Raw genomic sequence first — 16,002 nt, forward strand, 5'->3', positions numbered from 1 at the left:
GCACCGGAGGGGCACGTCCGCCGCACTTCCGACACGAGCCAAGAGCAGGACCCGGCAGTACTCCACGCAGCCGGGCATGTCCCCCTCGCCCTGACCCGCTCCAACGCCTCCGCCAAGACGCTGCGTGACGCCTCCGCCGGGTCGCTGTGTGGTGGTTGTGCCGGGGCGTTGTGTGATGCCTGCGCCGGGGCGCTGCGTGATGCCTCCGCTGAGGTGCTGTGTGGCGGTTGCGCCGGGGTGCTGCACCACGGCTTCGTTCCCACCCTGCTCGGCATCGCCCGGCGTACCGGCGTATCCGCTTACGCCGGAGACAGCGCCAACAGACGGCGCGCGGTGCACGTCTGGACGCCGCCGAGCTGTATCGGCTGGCGCTGGAGGCGGTGTCAGCCGGTGCACGCTGCCACGGAGTAGCCGACGAGGGCGTGGCCTTTGATGGGCCCGCGAGGCACGTCGGAACGGCTGGCGTCGGCTTTGTCGTGACGTGTGAGGCGGTAGGGGGCATGAATCTGCTTCGTGCTGCTTCGTTCGGCCCTGTCCACGAGGGTCCGGGGCGCGTGTTCGCCCTTCAATGCCGCTGGATGGCCCTGGCCGCCATGCCACCGTGACGCGGCGGGCGCTACGACCGATTTCGATGCCCTCGTAGGGGCAAGACGTAAGGAGGGCGCCACCCGTGCGGCGATGTCCAGACCGGCCGGATGCCGGCTTTCCAAGGCCCCTCCCGCAGGCGTTCGCCGGGTGCGAGCGCCGCATCGCCGGCGATGACCCGGCGTCTACCAAGGAGGACGACCATGCCGGACGAGACGTCAGACAACCCGGAACTGATCATTCGCATCCATCCGGTGGGAGGCGACGACGTCTCCTTCGTCACCGCCGACTTCGAAGGAATGGGACAAGCAGTTGAGGTCATCACCCGCGCTCTGAACGAGCACCGCAGCCTGGTCCTGACCCGGGCGCGCTCCAGTCGTGAGTCCGACACCAGCGCGGTCGTCATCAACCTGGCCAACGTGATCGCGGCCCGCGTGTCCGGAAAGAACGGCACCGCCGATCGGCAGATTCTGTGACCGATCGGCGGCCTGCCCATGCCGGTGCGGAGGCCCAAGTTGGAGGTCGGACGCTCCGGGCGGTCCAGGGGGCCGGCACGAGTTGGGGGCGCTCGCCTGAGCCCTTGGGCTGCCCACCCCAGACTTTGCCGAGGACCATGCAGACGCGGGACCTACGTCACGGATCGGCACGCGCCGTCTGTGCCTTGCTCGACCACGCCCACTCAAGCGCTCCTCGGGGATCTACCGTCGCGAGGTGGACTGAGGGATCCGCAGAGCCAGCAGGGCGATGTCGTCGGTGTTGCTGGCGGGCTTGCGGTTCAGGATCTGGTCGCAGAAGTCCTCCAAGGGGTGGTGGGCGAGGGCGGCGGCGTGGCGGCGCAGGCGTTCCAGGCCGGTGTCCAGATCGGTACCGGGCACTTCGATCAGGCCGTCGGTGTAGAGCAGGAGCGTGGAACCGGGCGGCAGGGGCTCGGTGGCGTCCGGACGGCCTTCGCTGCCGAGGCCGGTGCCCAAGAGCAGACCCCGCCCCTGGTCGAGGTACTCGGCGCGTCCGTCTGGGGTGACCAGAAGGGGCGGGGGGTGGCCGGCGTTGGTCCAGCGCAAGCGCCACGGGCCGTTTTCGGGGCCTTCGACGCGGGCGAGGATCGCGGTGGCCATGGGGACGTCGGTGATGCTGGGAATGGCTTCGTCGAGGCGGTCGATGATGGCGCTCGGCGGGCCGGTGCGGTCCCAGGCCAGCGAGCGCAGCGTGCCGTGGAGTTGCGCCATGCCGGCGGCGGCGGTCAGGTCGTGTCCGACGACGTCGCCGATGACCAGCGCGGTGGCGCCGTCGCGCAGGAGGAAGGCGTCGTACCAGTCGCCGCCGACCTGGGAGCCGGCAGGGGCGGGCTGGTAGCGGGCGGACAGGCGCAACGGACCGGGCTGCGGCAGGGCCGCGAGCAGGTTGCGCTGCATGGCCTCGGCGATCTCGCGTTGGCGACCGAAGACGCGGGCGTTGTCGATGGCGAGGCCGACGTGGCGGCCGATGTCGCGGGCCAGCGCCAGCTCCGTGGTGTCGAAGGGCCGGGCGGGGTCGGTACGGGCCAGCGTGAGGGCGCCGGTGATCTGCCGGGCGGTGCCCAGGGGCACGACGACGGCGGAGACGGCGCCCATCGCCTGGAGGAATCCGGCCTGGACGGCGGCCAGGGAAGAGTCGGGCGGTGCGGTGATCTCCTGCCGCCCCAGCACGGCGGACTCGCCGCTGTGCAGGACCCGCACAAGCGGGGAACGGGAGTGTTCGGCAGGTGGCGGCAGGGGGCCCTGCCACGCCTCCTGATCGAAGTCCCGGCCTTCGGGGCCGGTGACCGCCACCCTGCGGACCTGCCCGGATTCGATGCGCAGGTCCACGGCGGCCCAGTCGGCCAGGCGAGGCACCAGCAGGCGGCCCAGCCGGCTCAGGGCCTCCTCGGTGTCCAGGGGCTGGGTCAGAACCGAAGTGATCTCCGCGACCAGGGTCAACCGGCCGGTGCGATTCTCCAGGGCGAGCACGTGCGCCGCCCGGTCGGCGCGTGCCGCCTGGCTGGCGGTGATGTCGGCGAACAGGACGGTCATGCCCACCACGCGGCCGTCCTTGACCACGGGAGCGCCGGACCAGGTGACGGGGACCAGCCGTCCGTCACCGCGCGTGAAGCCGTCCGTCTCGGCGTGGGCGGCGGTGCCCTGGGACAGAGCCGTCAGGAGTGGGCACTGCACCCCGGGTGGCGTCGCTCCGTGGGTGCCGTGGTGCAGCAGGTCGTGGAAGTTCCTTCCCAACATCGCCGCCGCGGTGCGGCCCAGCAGTTCTTCCGCGGCGGGATTGACCGCCGCGATCCGGCCGGTCGAGTCCACCACCGCCAGACCCGCGCCCAGGTGGTCGAACACCTCCCGCCAGAACCCGGGCTCCGCCGCCCACCGCAGGCCCTCACCATGTCCACCGGCCGGACGCTCCGCCATGCCGTTCCCCCAGTCAGGTGACCGCGCCGGCTGATACCGGCCCGCACCAGGCGACGGAACAGCAGTCAGCGCCAGCGCAGATCCACCTACCCCGAGATTACGCCTGAGATCGCATCAGGTCTGCTGGGACGGGATGGTGGCCTGGGCACGGCCCGCCGACAGCAGGGTGTTGGACGGGCTCTCAGCGAGCGGTCGCTTCCCCTTCGGCCTGACGATCTCCTCGCCGGTGTCTCTCGGTCGCCTGGGAGGTGGTCAGGCGGCGGAGAAAGCGTTCGCTTTCCGATGTCTTGCGACGTAGGGTTGATTTACCGAGGGTTACTCGAGCGCTGGTAGTCGATGTCAGCGTCACCCAGGGCGATTGGCTATCCGGCTTTTGAGCCGAGGACGGGGCCGATGTCATGGCCCACGACATAAACGATTTCACCATTGCCCCCGAAGCGGATCCTTGGCCTCCTGAGGCGCGGTTGAGCCTGGCGGTGGGCGCCGAGCATCGCGGAGCTCTGGACGGTGGCTGGTGGCCGCGTTCACGTGACGCCCGTGCCGAACTGCCGGCACTGGTCGTCGGCCTGGCCGGGCACCTGGGCAGGGTGACGCATCTCGCCGTCGACACCGGCTACTGGAAACACGTGCCGGGCGACATCACCGTCGCCGGGCGGAAGGTGAAGGTAGGCGGCCTTCCGGGACTCGGCCATATGATCATTGTGATCCGGGGCCGGATGGACACCTTCCTGCTGCTGGTGGTTCCGCCCGAGGCGACGCAGACACGCGCATACGCCGCGCTGAGCGGATCGGCCGCCGGGGCGGCCAGCGTCCGGCCCGAGGAGATCCTGGCCACCTGCGACATCTCCACCGCCCCGGCCGTCCAGGAGCCCGTCACTTAGCGCGACGGCACCCACGCGCTGATCCGTACCTACGCAACCCTGTCCGAATCACTCACGCAGCCGCTGCCACAGGCCCTGACACCAGGCCGGGCCCCTCAGTGACTGACGACGCCATGGCCTACTCACAAAGGACAAGAAGGGGCACCCGTCCCGCTCGGCGACGAGCATCGCCACCTCACCAGAAAAGCGACAGGAGACCCAATAGGAGAACCAATTGGTATGGGCGTGTTTGACCAAGCATTCAGGCTGCTCGTCTTGCCCACCCCGCCGCAGCCCGGCGGCAAACCGTCCCCCGGCATGCAGCATCAGCCCCCTATGGCACGCCGCGACCTGACGCAGCCCCTGAGGCACCTGCCTGGCCGCCACCCCGACCGGCTGCCCCACTGGGCGCTGCGACGCGTCACCGGCTGCGCGGCCAGTCGACGGTGGGCGAAAGCCATCGACCAACTGGTCATGGCCCCGTACATGCACGAGGCGCGGATCACCTCGACTGAACGCGCGAACTGCACGCGGTGCTCCACGCCCTCGACATGGAAACCGACCGCGTCGACACGCTGCCCTGTCGATGACCCAGGGGGCAGTGGCCCGATTTCTCCGCGAACGCCCACCGGGTGGCCGCGTTGACGACGCGGCGGGTGCGTGACCTGGCGGATTGCGGTTCCCGAACCTAGGAGATGATGGTCATGAGTGGAACGGCGGCCGATGTGTGGATCGTGGCCCATGATGGTCGCGACATGGTTCGCGCCGATGCGATCGTCCTGATTCGCTTTGACGACACCGGTCGGCTGACCGCGCAGCTCCGGGACGAGGCGCGGGTCACCGTGGCTCTCCTGGAGGGGTCGGCTTCTGGCCGGCCGCCCGGTGATTTCCATCGTCAGCTGATTCGGACGATCTCAGAACTCGCGGCTTCCAGCGGCGCCCACCTCGTCCACGCGCAGAAGAACGACCGCGGCTGGCACTGGGTCAGCGAGACGTTGTAGAACGCGCGCCACTGAGCGACATCGTGGTCGACGAACGACCGCACGACACGATCCTGAACGTCGACAGCCGTCAGATCCAGCCGTGGGAGCGGGCTATGTGGACGGCGCCGTGGCGGTTGGTGGCGCCGAGTTTGGAGGCGGCCGAGGACAGGTAGTTGCGCACGTTTCCGGGGGCGAGTCTGGCGCGCTCGGCGACCGCGAGCCGTCGTTCCCCATGTGCATGACGACATGTTCGTCCTCCACGTGGGTGGTGATGGCGCAGTAGGTGGCGCGCGAGTGCCGGATGACGTTGGTGACGGCTTCGCGCACCACCCAGCCCAGCACGGACTGCTCCGGTGGCGTGGCGGCCGCCTCGGACTGCGTTCGGGGATGGTGGTGCCTATGCCGCGTTCGCGCAGCCAGGCGCGGATGGCGCGGGTGCTGTAGCCGTTGTCCGCGACCAGGTGGTCGGGCCGCACGCGGGGACGGCCCGGCCCCAGCCGCGGGACCCGGATCGCGGCCATCACGGCGGTGAATTGCGTGCAGTCGTTGACGTTGCCGCCGGTCACCGCCAATCCCAGCGGGCCGCCTCTGCCGTCGCAGGCCAGGTGCATCTTGCTGGTCAGCCCGCTCCGCGATCGGCCGAGCGCCCGCCGCCTCCTTTTCGGGCGCGGGCGGCGTGCTGGTGGGCGCGCGCGATGGTGGAGTCCACCGACACCCGCCAGTCGATGTCCCCGGCGGCGTCGGCGCGGGCCTGGGCGGCCTGCAACATCCGTGTGAACGTGCCGTCGGCGGCCCACCGGCGAAAGCGGGTGTGCAGCGACCGCCAGGAGCCGTAGCGGTCGGGCACATCCCGCCAGGCCACCCCGGAGCGGAACTTGAACACGATCCCGTTCAGCACCCGCCGGTCATCGGCCCGCGGACGCCCCATCCGCTGCCTGGGCAGCAACGGCTCCAGCATGGCCCACTCGGCATCGGTCAGCTCATGACGACGAACCATGCATCACGTGATCGTCACGCCCGGACCGTTACGCCGCCACTCTGACGACACTGCCTAGGTCCAATGCCGTTGGCTGACTTCTTGCGTTATCCGCTGACCTTCTGACGAACGGTCTCAAGACCCGCCAACACGATGTGCAGGCCGTACTCGAAATCGTCGTCGCTGTCGACGGCGGAGAGCTCCTTCGTCACGCTCGCCGTCAGGGGATGCCGGGTTTCGTCGATGGTCATCTTCTGCGCATAGGGGTTGGGGCCTTCGTAATTCTCGCCCGTGCGCGCTTGTTGCTCAATCGTGAAGCCCACGACGTAATGCAGGACGGCGGGGAACGCGCGGGCCGCCTCGGTGGTCGAGAAGCCGGCGTCGGTGAGCGTACGCAGAACCAGTTCGAACGTCCGCCCGATGGACGGACCCGTCGAGTAGGACCCGGCAGTGACCCTGGCGCCGTCGCGGTAGCGAAGCATCGCGTCGCGCATTCTGCGTGCGAGGCCGGCGATCCATTGCTGCCAGGTCTCGTTGCGACGGGGGCCTTCGATGCCGTCGGTCGCCTCGGCGATGATCAGCCCGGCCATCAGGTCGAGCAGCTCGTGCTTGTTCTTGACGTGCCAGTAGAGCGTGGGCGCCTGGACGTCCAGCTCCTTGGCGAGCATCCGCATGGTCAGGCCGTCGAGGCCGACGTCGTTCAGCAGCCGCAGGCCGGTCCGGGCGATCAGGTCGGGTGTGAGAGGCACGGTTGACAGCCTAGCATCGTTAGAGCTTAATCTAACGTCGTTAGAGATCACTCTACTCTCGTTAGGGAGCGATCATGGAGGACGTAGTCATCGCCGGCGCCGGCCCCACCGGCCTGATGCTGGCGTGCGAGCTGCGGCTGGCCGGGGTGGACGTGCTGGTGGTCGAAAGGCTGACCGAGCCCACGCGTGACTCGAGGGCGGGCGGGCTGCATCCGCGGTCGCTGGAAGTGCTCGATCAACGGGGGATGCTCGACCCGTTCCTGGCTGAGGGGCGTCCGCTGCCGGGTACGCGCTTCGCCGGACTGCCGCTCGACCTGTCGGGGCTGCCGACCCGGTATCCGTTCCTGCTGGTAATCGTTCAGCGCCGGATCGAGCGGCTGCTCGAGGCTCGCGCCCGGGAGCTGGGCGTCCGGATTCGCCGCGGGGTCGAGGTGACGGGCCTGCGCCCAGGGTCGGCGTCGGCGGGTGCGGCGTCGCCGACCGCAGGGGCGGCGGCAGCGGCGTCGGCAGCCGCGGAGTCGGTCGTGGTCGAGACCACGGCCGGGCCTGTGGAGACGCGTTATCTGGTCGGTTGCGACGGTGGCCGCAGCGTGGTGCGCCGGCTGGCGGGCATCGACTTTCCGGGCACACCGGCGACCACCACGTCGATCCTCGGGGACGTCGAACTCGCCGACCCGCCCGCGGAGCAGTTTCTGATCCAGCGAACGCCACGGGGAAACTTCTCGGTGCTCGGCTTCGAGGAGGGGTGGCGGCGGGTGATCGTGGAGGAGGCCGGCGCGACCGTTGCCGACTCGACGGCCATCGGCTTCGAAGATCTGCGGGCGATGCTCATCCGAGTGGCGGGCACCGATTTCGGCATGCACAGTCCACGGTGGATCTCGCGCTTCACCGACGTCGCGCGGCAGGCGGCGTGTTATCGCTCCGGGCGTGTGCTGCTGGCCGGGGACGCGGCGCACGTCCACTCGCCGGCCGGGGGTCAGGGGCTGAACACCGGGCTGCAGGACGCGTTCAATCTCGGCTGGAAGCTGGCGCTCGTCGTGCGAGGGAGTGCCGACGAGGAGTTGCTCGACACGTACCACGAAGAGCGGCACCCCGTGGGCGCCCGGGTGCTGTCGAACACGCGCGCGCAGAGCGCGTTGAGCGCCCCCGGCGCGCATGTGGATGCGCTTCGAGCGCACGTGGGCGACATGCTCGCGACACCGGACGCGAACCGGAAGATCGCCATGATGATCACAGGGCTGGACATCTCCTATGGACTCGGACCGCGCGTACCCGACCGGGAGCTGCCCGACGGGACGCGGCTGTTCGAGCACCTCCGCACGGGTCGCCCGATCTTGGCCGATGTCGCAGGCGAGCCTGTGGACGGCTGCCTTGTGAGCGAGCTCAAGGGATCCGGAGAACCGCTGCTGATCAGGCCCGACGGGTACCCGGCCTGGGTAGAGTCGCTCGGCCGTGAAGCCTTGTCCACAGCCCTGCGACCCTGGCGTTGAGATCGTTCGATCAACTCGATCGGATACGAAGACGGGCTCTAGCCCTTCCCGAGGGCCGACGGGACCATCCCCGCGTGTCGGCCATGATGCGGGCGATGGTGTGGTGCTCCCCGCGCACGCGGGGAGCACGATCACGTCGAGTCCCGCGGACGGATGACGGGCGAACGATCCTGAGGGTGGGTGCAGGTCTACCTGCGGGTTTGGTGGTACCCCCTACCGGATTCGAACCGGCGCTACCGCCTTGAAAGGGCGGCGTCCTAGGCCGCTAGACGAAGGGGGCCTCCGTGGCGGTGCCACTGGACTGCTCCAGCATAGGGGACAACCTCGCGGGACGCATAAGGGGTTATCCCCCTTGGCGGGACGGGCGGGGGGACAGGGGCGTTGTGGTGGGCCACTCGGAGGGCGGGAGGGACGGGAAGGACGGGGAGACGGTGGGCGTGGCGGGTGGTGAGGGGGAGATGGCGCGGTCGGGGCGGGGTTCCAGGTGGCGTTCGATCTGGGCGGAGGTGAGGCCCAGGCCGCCCAGGCGGAGGTCGTCCCAGCCCTGGAGGCGGTGGTCGGTGCGGCTGAAGTAGAGGATGGACAGCTCGATGGGGGTGGGTTGTTCCTTTTCGAGGCCGCGCATGCCGGCGCCGCCGGTGGAGCCCTGGACGAACAGGCGGGTGCCGGTGGGCAGGAGGGTGGTGGAGCGCTGGTGGGTGTGGCCGGACAGGATGAGGGGGGTCGTCCCGGAGAAGCCCGCGGCCTCGTGGGGGTCGTGGACGATCGCCAGGTCGGGGACGGTGCCGGAGGCGCGGAGCTTGGCGGCGAGCTGGGCGCCGCGGGCGCGGAGCTGTTCGGCGCCGACGTCGTCGTCGCGGGTGGTCTTGTCGGGGGTGTAGCGGGGGTCGCCGACGCCGTAGACGCGCAGGCCCTCGATCTCCTGGACGGTGTCGTCGAGGACGACGGCGTTCTTCTGGCGGTCGACGGCGCGCTGGGTGCCGCGCGCGTCGTGGTTGCCGCGGATGAAGACGTACGGCACCTTGAGCGACTCGATCTCGTCGGCGAACCGGTCCTCGGGGCGGCTGCCGTGGTCGGTCAGGTCGCCGCTGTCGATGATCATGTTCACCTTGAACTGGGTGCTGACCGAGCGGATCACCGACCAGGCCGCCGGGTTGAGGTGGATGTCGGAGACGTGCAGGACGCGGATCGTCGAGGGGTCGGGCTCGTAGGTGGGGAGCGTCGAGGTGACGCTGTAGAGCTTGGAGACGTTGCCGACGAGGCGGGCGAGCTGGGCGCGGTAGGCCGAGAAGCGTTCGACGATGCTGCGGGCGTCCCCGACGACCTGGGGGGCGTTGGCCAGCAGGCCGGTGTAGCGGGGTTCGGCGATCGCCTGCGGGTTGAACGTCGTCCAGAACAGCAGGGCGAGGGAGACCAGGCCGGCGACGGCCGCTCCGGTGCCGAGCAGGGCGCGCCGCCAGGAGCGGAAGACCAGCAGGCCCGCGAGCAGGGCGACGACCACGGCGAGGGCGGTGGCGCGCAGCAGCAGGATCATGACGCCGTGCCGGAGCTGGTCGGTGATCTGGTCGGTGATGTCGGACAGGTCGCCGTTCCCCTCGATCAGCGACCGGGCCGATTCGGGGCGCAGGGCGGTGACGCGGGCCTCCAGCGCCACCGGGCCCCAGTGGGTGTCCAGGTGCAGCGCGCCCAGCGGCGGAATGCGGACGATCGTGCCGCCGCTCCAGGCGGGGCGCAGGGCCAGCGACACGTCGGTCGGGCCGACGGCGGTCTCGACCCGGCCGCCGAGCAGCAGGCCGACCAGGCCGCCGGCCAGTCCGACGAGCAGCACCGCGAGGAGGCGGGGCCAGCGGGACGCGGTGATCGCCGCCGGCACGCGGGACGCGCGGACACGGGACCAGGAGGAACGGAACGTCGACGAAACGGCGCGGAGGCGGTCCGGCACCGGGGGCTCCCTTCCGTCGAGCACAATGGGGGTTGTGATCGAGATGTCGCGAGAGGCGTTCGAGGACCTGGTGGGGGAGGCCCTCGACACCATCCCGGCCGAGCTCACCGGGGTCATGCGCAACGTCGTCATCGTCGTTGAGGACGACGCGCCCGAACCCGGCCTGCTCGGCCTGTACCAGGGCGTACCCCTGACGGAGCGGGGCGACTGGTACGGCGGCGTACTGCCCGATCACATTTCGATCTACCGCAACGAGATCCTCGCAATCTGTGAGACGCCTGACGATGTGGTCGACGAGGTGCGTATCACAGTGGTGCACGAGATCGCACATCACTTCGGGATCGACGACGAGCGGCTGCACGACCTCGGATACTGAGGTGGCCCGAGGGGTTCCTGAGGTGAAGTCTTCCTTCAATCGGGTACGGTAGGTCACATAACTGCCACGCAGCGTGAGTTAATAGGGGGGTTCTCCGAACCTTGCTGGAGCGTGTGTGGCGGAAAGGCAGAGCGGCCGGCATCGGCGTCCGCCGGAGGTGCAGGCCACCTACCGCGAGGTCTTCGCGGTCGGCGAGTTCCGTGCCCTGTGGCTCGCGCAGGCGTTGTCGTTCATCGGTGACCAGCTGGCACAGGTGGCCCTGGCGGTGCTCGTGTACGACCGCACCGGCTCGGCGCTGCTGACGGCGGTCACCTACGCGTTGACCTACCTGCCGCCCATCGTGGGCGGGCCGGTCCTGTCGGGGCTGGCCGACCTGTTCCCGCGCCGCACCGTCATGGTGGTGTGCGACCTGCTGCGCGCCGGGCTGGTGGCGTTGATGGCGCTGCAGTCCATGCCGTTCTGGACGCTGTGCGGGCTGGTGTGCCTGGTGGTGCTGCTGGGCGCGCCGTTCACCGCGGCGCGGGCGGCGCTGCTGCCGGACGTGCTGTCCGGCGACCGCTACGTCGCCGGGTCGGCGATCAACAACATCACCCACCAGGCCACGCAGATGCTCGGCTTCCTGGCCGGCGGCGCGATCGTCGCGGCCGTCGGGACCTACCAGGCGATGACGATCAACGCGGTGACCTTCGGGGCGTCCGCGGTGATCCTGGTGGTGGGGATGCGGGGGCGTCCGGCGCCGCGCCGGCGCGAGCGCGAGTCGCTGGCGCTGTGGCGCGGGACGCGGGAGGGGGCGCGGCTGGTGTTCGGCGACACGACGCTGCGTTCGCTGGTGTCGTTCGCGTGGCTGTGCGCGTTCTACGTCGTCCCCGAAGGGCTGGCCGCCCCGTACGCGGCGACGTTCGACGGCGGTGCGGTGACGGTGGGGCTGCTGATGTCGGCCATGCCGACGGGGATGGTCGCGGGGGCGTTCGTGTTCAGCCGGTGCGTGCGGCCGTCCAACCGCATCCGCGCCATGGGCTGGATGTCGATGCTGGCGTGCGCGCCCCTCATCGGGGCCGCCGTGCATCCGCCGCTGTGGGCGGTGGTGGCGCTGTGGGCGCTGGCGGGGGCGGGCAGCGCCTACCAGCTCGCCGCCAACGCGGCGTTCGTCGCGGCGGTGCCGCCGTCGGGGCGCGGCCAGGCGTTCGGGCTCGCGCAGTCGGGCATCCTGGCCGGGCAGGGCCTGGCGATCCTGATCGGCGGGGCGGCGGCGCAGTTCCTCGGCCCGCAGACGGTGGTGGCGCTGGCGGGCGCGCTCGGCCTGTCGGCGGCCACGATGCTGACGCTGGTGTGGAACCAGGTCCGGCCCGAGGTGATCGCGTCGATGCAGAGCCACGCCCCCGGCGCCGATCCGTCCGCCGGTGACGGCGCAGATGGTGCCGGGGCCGCCTCGGCGGCGCGCGCGGCGTCCAACGGCCGCGCGCAGTCCAACGGCCGCGCCCCGTCCGGCCCGGACGCCGCCGAGGGCGACCGCGCCGCCACCATCCACCCGGCTCCATGACCGCCGTTCACGGGTCGGCGGGGCGTCAGGTGCGGGTGCGGGTCTTGTTGAGGGAGTCCTTGGCCTTCTGGACGGCGTCCTGGACGGCGGGGGACTCCTGGCCCTTCTTGATCAGGTCCTCGGCGAGGGAGGTGGGCGCGCCCTCCTCGGGGATGAGCAGCCAGGCGATCGCGTACAGGAGGACCCCCGCGCCGCCGAAGACGGTGAACACCGCCAGTCCCACGCGGAGGATGTTGGGGTCGACGCCCAGGTAGCGGCCGGCGCCGGAGCAGACTCCGGCGATCATGCGGCCGTCGCGGGTGCGGCGCAGCCGCCGGTCCGTGCTCTTCTCCATGTCCATGCCTCGATCATGCCCAGTGCGCCGCGACCCTTACATAGGGATTTGCCCTGATTGACCCCTGAAGTGCCCCTGGGACGTCAGCGGTGGCCGCCGCGCCACCGCTCGGTGGCGACCCCGGACAGGACGACCTCCACGACGTCCTCGGCGAGCCGCGGCGTGATCGGCAGGTGGCCGAACAGCGCCCGGTAGTACGTGGTGGACGCCAGCATGTCGAGCAGCAGGTCGATGTCGGCGTCGGGACGGATGTCGCCGCGTTCGACGCCGCGCCGCAGGGCGGCGGCCGTGGTGGCGCGGCGCGGACGGAACAGCCGGGTGAAGAACGACTCGGCCAGTTCGGGGTCGTCCCCGAGGTCGGCGATCAGGCCGGGCAGGGTGCGGCGGACCACGGGGTCGCCGGTGAAGGCGTCGGTCAGCGTGCCGATGCCCTCGACCAGGTCGCAGTGCGTGCATCCGGTGTCGGGGGTGGGGGCGGTGCCCATCGTCATGGCGAGGGCGTCCACGATCAGGTGCCGGCGGGTGGGCCAGCGGCGCCGGATGGCGGGCTTGGTGGTGCCGGCGCGGGCGGCGACGCCTTCGAGGGTGAGCCCGGAGTAGCCCGTCTCGCGCAGCGTGTCCAGGGTGGCCCGGCGGACGGCGTCGTCGATGCGGGTGTCGCGCGGCCGTCCCGCACGTCGCGTGCGTTCCCCGCCTGTCGCGCCGGCCGCCGCGGAGGCGGTGGTGCGTCCCGAGCCCTTGACCATGGGGCCAGTCTAGGGGGATATTTCATTCCGATCCGGAACGGAACGTAATAGCGGGAGGGGTGGAGGGATGGCCCGGCAGGTGGACGACGGCGTCTTCTCGGCGCGTCATCGGGCGCTGACCTCGGGCGTCGTGCTCTCGGTGGGGCTTGTGGCGTTCGAGTCCCTGGGCGTGGCGACGGTGCTGCCCGAGATCGCGGGCAGGCTCGGCGGACTGGACGCCTACGGATGGGGTCTGTCGGCGCTGATGCTCGCGCAGATCCTCGGTGCGGTCGCCGCGGGACGGGACGCCGACCGGCGCGGTCCCGGACGGCCGCTGGCGCTCGGGCTGCTGGTGTTCGCGGCCGGGTGCGCGCTGGCCGGGGCCGCCGGATCGTGGCCGGTGTTCCTGCTGGGCCGGTTCGCCCAGGGGCTGGGCGTGGGCGCCGTCATGGGCATGGCCTACGCGATGATCGGCCTGGCGTACCCCGAGCGCCTGCGCGCCCGCATGTTCGCCCTGCTCTCCTCGGCCTGGACCGTGCCCTCGCTCATCGGCCCGACGATCGCCGCGGTGGTGGCGGACGGCGTCGGCTGGCGCGGCGTGTTCGTGCTGCTGCCGCCGCTGGTCGCCGTCGCCGCCGTCCTGACGCTGCCGGGCGCACGCGCGCTGCGGCCCGCCGGAGGATCTCCGGCGGACGAGGCCCCGGCGGGCGGCGTCGAACGGCCGTGGTGGAAGGGGCCCGTCGCCGCCAGTGTCCTGCTCACCGCCGGGACGGGCCTGTTCATCCAGGCGCTGCTGCTCGACCGGCCGGTGCCGCTCGTCGTGCTGGCCGTCCTCGGCCTGGCCGTCGCCGTGGTCGCGGTGAGGCGGGTCACCCCGGCGGGGACGCTCACCGCAAGGCGCGGCGTCGGCGCGGGCGTCGCGCTGCGGTTCCTGCTGTGCGGGGTGTACTTCGGCAGCGAGGCGTTCCTGCCGCTCGGCCTGACCGAGCTGCGGGGCGTCAGCGCCGCCGAGGCCGGGCTCGGGCTGTCGGCGGGGGCGCTCACCTGGGTGGCGGGTTCGGCGCTTCAGGCGGGACGGGACGGCGCCTGGCGCGGTGACCGTACGGCGAGCATGGCGCTGGGCTCGCTGGTGCTGCTGGCCGGGCTGGTGGTCATGGCCTTCGGCGTGCTCGCCGGGGCCGTCCCCGCGCTGACGGCCGTGGTGGGATGGGCGATCGGCGGTGTCGGCATGGGCGTGGCGTTCAACGCGGCCACCACCGAGACGACGGAGCGCACTCCCGCCGCCCGGCAGGGCGAGATCGGCGCCGCCCTGCAGCTCGCGCAGACCCTCGCCACCGCCGTGGTCAGCGGCATCGGCGGCGCGACGATAGCGATCGCGCATGCGCACGGCGGGCGGACGCACACCGCGCTGGTCGTCACGTTCGTCATCACCGGATGCCTGGCGGTGCTCGCGACCCTCCTGGCGTTCCGGCTCCGCCCGGCGGGCGGGACGGAGACCGTCTCGCTGGGGGCGGTCCCGGACTGAACGACCCCGTGGGAAGGGGGCACGCGGGCCCGGGCGTTATGGTCGTTTGTGCCCCCGCCGCCGACACCGGGGTCGGTGAAGCCCTGCTCAAGGGAACCGCGAAGGGTTATTCACTGGACGTTGGACGACCTCGTCGGCAGACTCGTTGCCGCAGGTCAAGCGATTAACAGAGGGAGCGGCATGAGAATCGGGATCGTCGGTGCCACCGGGCAGGTCGGGGGCGTCATGCTCAGGATCCTGGCCGAGCGCGGGTTCCCGGTGGACGAGCTGCGGCTGTTCGCCTCCGCCCGTTCGGCGGGGCGCACGATGGCGTGGCGGGACACCGAGGTGACGGTCGAGGACGCCGCCGCGGCCGACTACTCCGGGCTCGACATCGTCCTGTTCTCCGCCGGGAAGCAGACCTCCAGGGAGCTGGCGCCGCGCGTGGCCGAGGCCGGCGCGGTCGTCATCGACAACTCCTCGGCCTGGCGGATGGACCCGGACGTGCCGCTGGTCGTCTCCGAGGTCAACCCGCACGCCGCGGCGGCCCGTCCCAAGGGGATCATCGCCAACCCCAACTGCACGACCATGGCGGCGATGCCGGTGCTGCGTCCCCTGCACGAGGAGGCCGGGCTGACCGCGCTGGTCGTCTCCACCTACCAGGCGGTGTCCGGCAGCGGCCTGGCGGGCGTCGCCGAGCTGCACGAGCAGGCCCGCAAGGTGGTGGAGGGCGCCGACCGGCTCACCCACGACGGGGCGGCGGTCGAGTTCCCCGAGTCGCGGGTGTACGCGCGGCCCATCGCGTTCAACGTGCTGCCCATGGCCGGTTCGATCGTGGACGACGGCCTGGCGGAGACCGACGAGGAGCAGAAGCTCCGCAACGAGAGCCGCAAGATCCTGGAGATCCCGGACCTGAAGGTGTCGGGCACCTGCGTGCGCGTCCCGGTGTTCACCGGCCACTCCCTGCAGATCAACGCCCGGTTCGAGCGTCCCGTCACGCCCGAGCGGGCCCGCGAGCTGCTGGCCGGCGCGCCCGGTGTGGTGCTGTCGGACATCCCGACGCCGCTGGAGGCCGCCGGTCAGGACCCGACGTACGTGGGCCGCATCCGCCGTGACGAGACGGTGGACAACGGCCTGGCGCTGTTCTGCTCCGGCGACAACCTGCGCAAGGGCGCCGCGCTCAACGCCGTCCAGATCGCCGAGCTGGTCGCCGCCGAGTAACCGGGGTAACCCGGGTGACCGCGCCCGGCGCCGGCGCGACCACCGCCGTCAGGCGGGGCGGCGGGAGCCGCGCACCTCAAGGGTCGCCAGGAGGGCGGCCGTGCTCTGGGCGATCTCTTCGACGGCGCGTTCGAAGGCCTCGGCGTTGTGGGACGCGGGTGCGCGGAACCCGGAGATCTTGCGCACGTACTGGAGCGCGGCCGCCCGGATGTCGTCGTCGGTGACCTCGTCGGCGTACGGCGGACGGAGCGTCTTGATGCTGCGGCACATGCGTCCATTGTCGCGCCG

Annotated in this window: 14 protein-coding genes, 1 tRNA gene and 1 pseudogene; 8 read left to right on the forward strand and 8 right to left on the reverse strand. The window is 71.3% G+C overall.

Annotated features, from left to right (window positions below):
* Window positions 1–788 precede the first annotated feature (788 nt).
* Window positions 789–1,061, forward strand: coding sequence for a hypothetical protein (locus tag ABZ801_RS11115; RefSeq protein WP_360695863.1), 273 nt, complete (start codon window positions 789–791; stop codon window positions 1,059–1,061).
* Window positions 1,062–1,283: 222 nt separating this feature from the next.
* Here ABZ801_RS11115 and ABZ801_RS11120 read toward each other — a convergent pair whose 3' ends face one another.
* Window positions 1,284–3,014 (reverse strand): SpoIIE family protein phosphatase, encoded by a 1,731-nt coding sequence (locus tag ABZ801_RS11120; RefSeq protein ID WP_360695866.1) that lies wholly within the window; start codon window positions 3,012–3,014, stop codon window positions 1,284–1,286.
* A gap of 464 nt (window positions 3,015–3,478) precedes the next feature.
* Between ABZ801_RS11120 and ABZ801_RS11125 the strand changes: the two genes are divergently transcribed.
* Both ABZ801_RS11125 and ABZ801_RS11130 read left to right on the forward strand, forming a co-directional pair.
* Window positions 3,479–3,895 carry a DUF5994 family protein gene (locus ABZ801_RS11125; protein WP_360695869.1) on the forward strand — a complete coding sequence of 139 codons (417 nt, stop codon included), beginning with the start codon at window positions 3,479–3,481 and terminating at the stop codon, window positions 3,893–3,895.
* A gap of 683 nt (window positions 3,896–4,578) precedes the next feature.
* A complete protein-coding gene (locus ABZ801_RS11130; RefSeq protein ID WP_360697146.1) occupies window positions 4,579–4,875 on the forward strand; it encodes a hypothetical protein in 297 nt (98 codons plus the stop codon).
* A 179-nt stretch (window positions 4,876–5,054) separates the two neighbouring features.
* On the opposite strand, the pseudogene ABZ801_RS11135 reads toward ABZ801_RS11130, so the two are convergent.
* Both ABZ801_RS11135 and ABZ801_RS11140 read right to left on the reverse strand, forming a co-directional pair.
* Window positions 5,055–5,854: pseudogene (locus ABZ801_RS11135) on the reverse strand (IS5 family transposase); the annotation flags it as partial.
* Window positions 5,855–5,940: 86 nt separating this feature from the next.
* Complete coding sequence (locus ABZ801_RS11140) at window positions 5,941–6,582, reverse strand: TetR/AcrR family transcriptional regulator C-terminal domain-containing protein (RefSeq protein ID WP_360695872.1); 642 nt, start codon at window positions 6,580–6,582, stop codon at window positions 5,941–5,943.
* Between the two features lie 74 nt (window positions 6,583–6,656).
* Here ABZ801_RS11140 and ABZ801_RS11145 point away from each other — a divergent pair, with 74 nt between their 5' ends.
* Window positions 6,657–8,072: an FAD-dependent monooxygenase gene (locus ABZ801_RS11145; protein ID WP_360695875.1), complete on the forward strand. Its 1,416-nt coding sequence runs from the start codon at window positions 6,657–6,659 to the stop codon at window positions 8,070–8,072.
* 204 nt (window positions 8,073–8,276) lie between these two features.
* Here ABZ801_RS11145 and ABZ801_RS11150 read toward each other — a convergent pair.
* Window positions 8,277–8,352 (reverse strand) — tRNA-Glu (locus ABZ801_RS11150).
* A 63-nt stretch (window positions 8,353–8,415) separates the two neighbouring features.
* Complete coding sequence (locus ABZ801_RS11155; RefSeq protein WP_360695878.1) at window positions 8,416–10,014, reverse strand: metallophosphoesterase; 1,599 nt, start codon at window positions 10,012–10,014, stop codon at window positions 8,416–8,418.
* A 34-nt stretch (window positions 10,015–10,048) separates the two neighbouring features.
* Between ABZ801_RS11155 and ABZ801_RS11160 the strand changes: the two genes are divergently transcribed.
* Together ABZ801_RS11160 and ABZ801_RS11165 are read left to right on the forward strand one after the other, a co-directional pair.
* Window positions 10,049–10,390: a metallopeptidase family protein gene (locus ABZ801_RS11160; RefSeq protein WP_344955739.1), complete on the forward strand. Its 342-nt coding sequence runs from the start codon at window positions 10,049–10,051 to the stop codon at window positions 10,388–10,390.
* Between the two features lie 115 nt (window positions 10,391–10,505).
* Complete coding sequence (locus ABZ801_RS11165) at window positions 10,506–11,930, forward strand: MFS transporter (protein ID WP_360695882.1); 1,425 nt, start codon at window positions 10,506–10,508, stop codon at window positions 11,928–11,930.
* A gap of 25 nt (window positions 11,931–11,955) precedes the next feature.
* On the opposite strand, the gene ABZ801_RS11170 is transcribed toward ABZ801_RS11165, so the two are convergent.
* The gene (locus tag ABZ801_RS11170) at window positions 11,956–12,270 is read right to left on the reverse strand and encodes a PspC domain-containing protein (RefSeq protein WP_344955743.1); all 315 of its coding nucleotides are present in this window, start codon (window positions 12,268–12,270) and stop codon (window positions 11,956–11,958) included.
* A 77-nt stretch (window positions 12,271–12,347) separates the two neighbouring features.
* A complete protein-coding gene (locus tag ABZ801_RS11175; protein WP_360695886.1) occupies window positions 12,348–13,010 on the reverse strand; it encodes a TetR/AcrR family transcriptional regulator in 663 nt (220 codons plus the stop codon).
* 67 nt (window positions 13,011–13,077) lie between these two features.
* Between ABZ801_RS11175 and ABZ801_RS11180 the strand changes: the two genes are divergently transcribed.
* Both ABZ801_RS11180 and ABZ801_RS11185 read left to right on the forward strand, forming a co-directional pair.
* The gene (locus tag ABZ801_RS11180) at window positions 13,078–14,514 is read left to right on the forward strand and encodes an MFS transporter (protein WP_360695889.1); all 1,437 of its coding nucleotides are present in this window, start codon (window positions 13,078–13,080) and stop codon (window positions 14,512–14,514) included.
* Window positions 14,515–14,694: 180 nt separating this feature from the next.
* On the forward strand, window positions 14,695–15,714 hold the full coding sequence (locus tag ABZ801_RS11185) for an aspartate-semialdehyde dehydrogenase (RefSeq protein WP_360695892.1): 1,020 nt from the start codon (window positions 14,695–14,697) through the stop codon (window positions 15,712–15,714).
* 48 nt (window positions 15,715–15,762) lie between these two features.
* Here the strand turns inward: ABZ801_RS11185 and ABZ801_RS11190 are convergent, their stop codons facing one another.
* Window positions 15,763–15,984 carry a DUF2277 domain-containing protein gene (locus tag ABZ801_RS11190; protein ID WP_344955750.1) on the reverse strand — a complete coding sequence of 74 codons (222 nt, stop codon included), beginning with the start codon at window positions 15,982–15,984 and terminating at the stop codon, window positions 15,763–15,765.
* Window positions 15,985–16,002: the final 18 nt, after the last annotated feature.

It is taken from the genome of Actinomadura sp. NPDC047616 (genome assembly GCF_040642915.1).
GTDB classification, from domain to species: Bacteria; Actinomycetota; Actinomycetes; order Streptosporangiales; family Streptosporangiaceae; genus Spirillospora; species Spirillospora miaoliensis.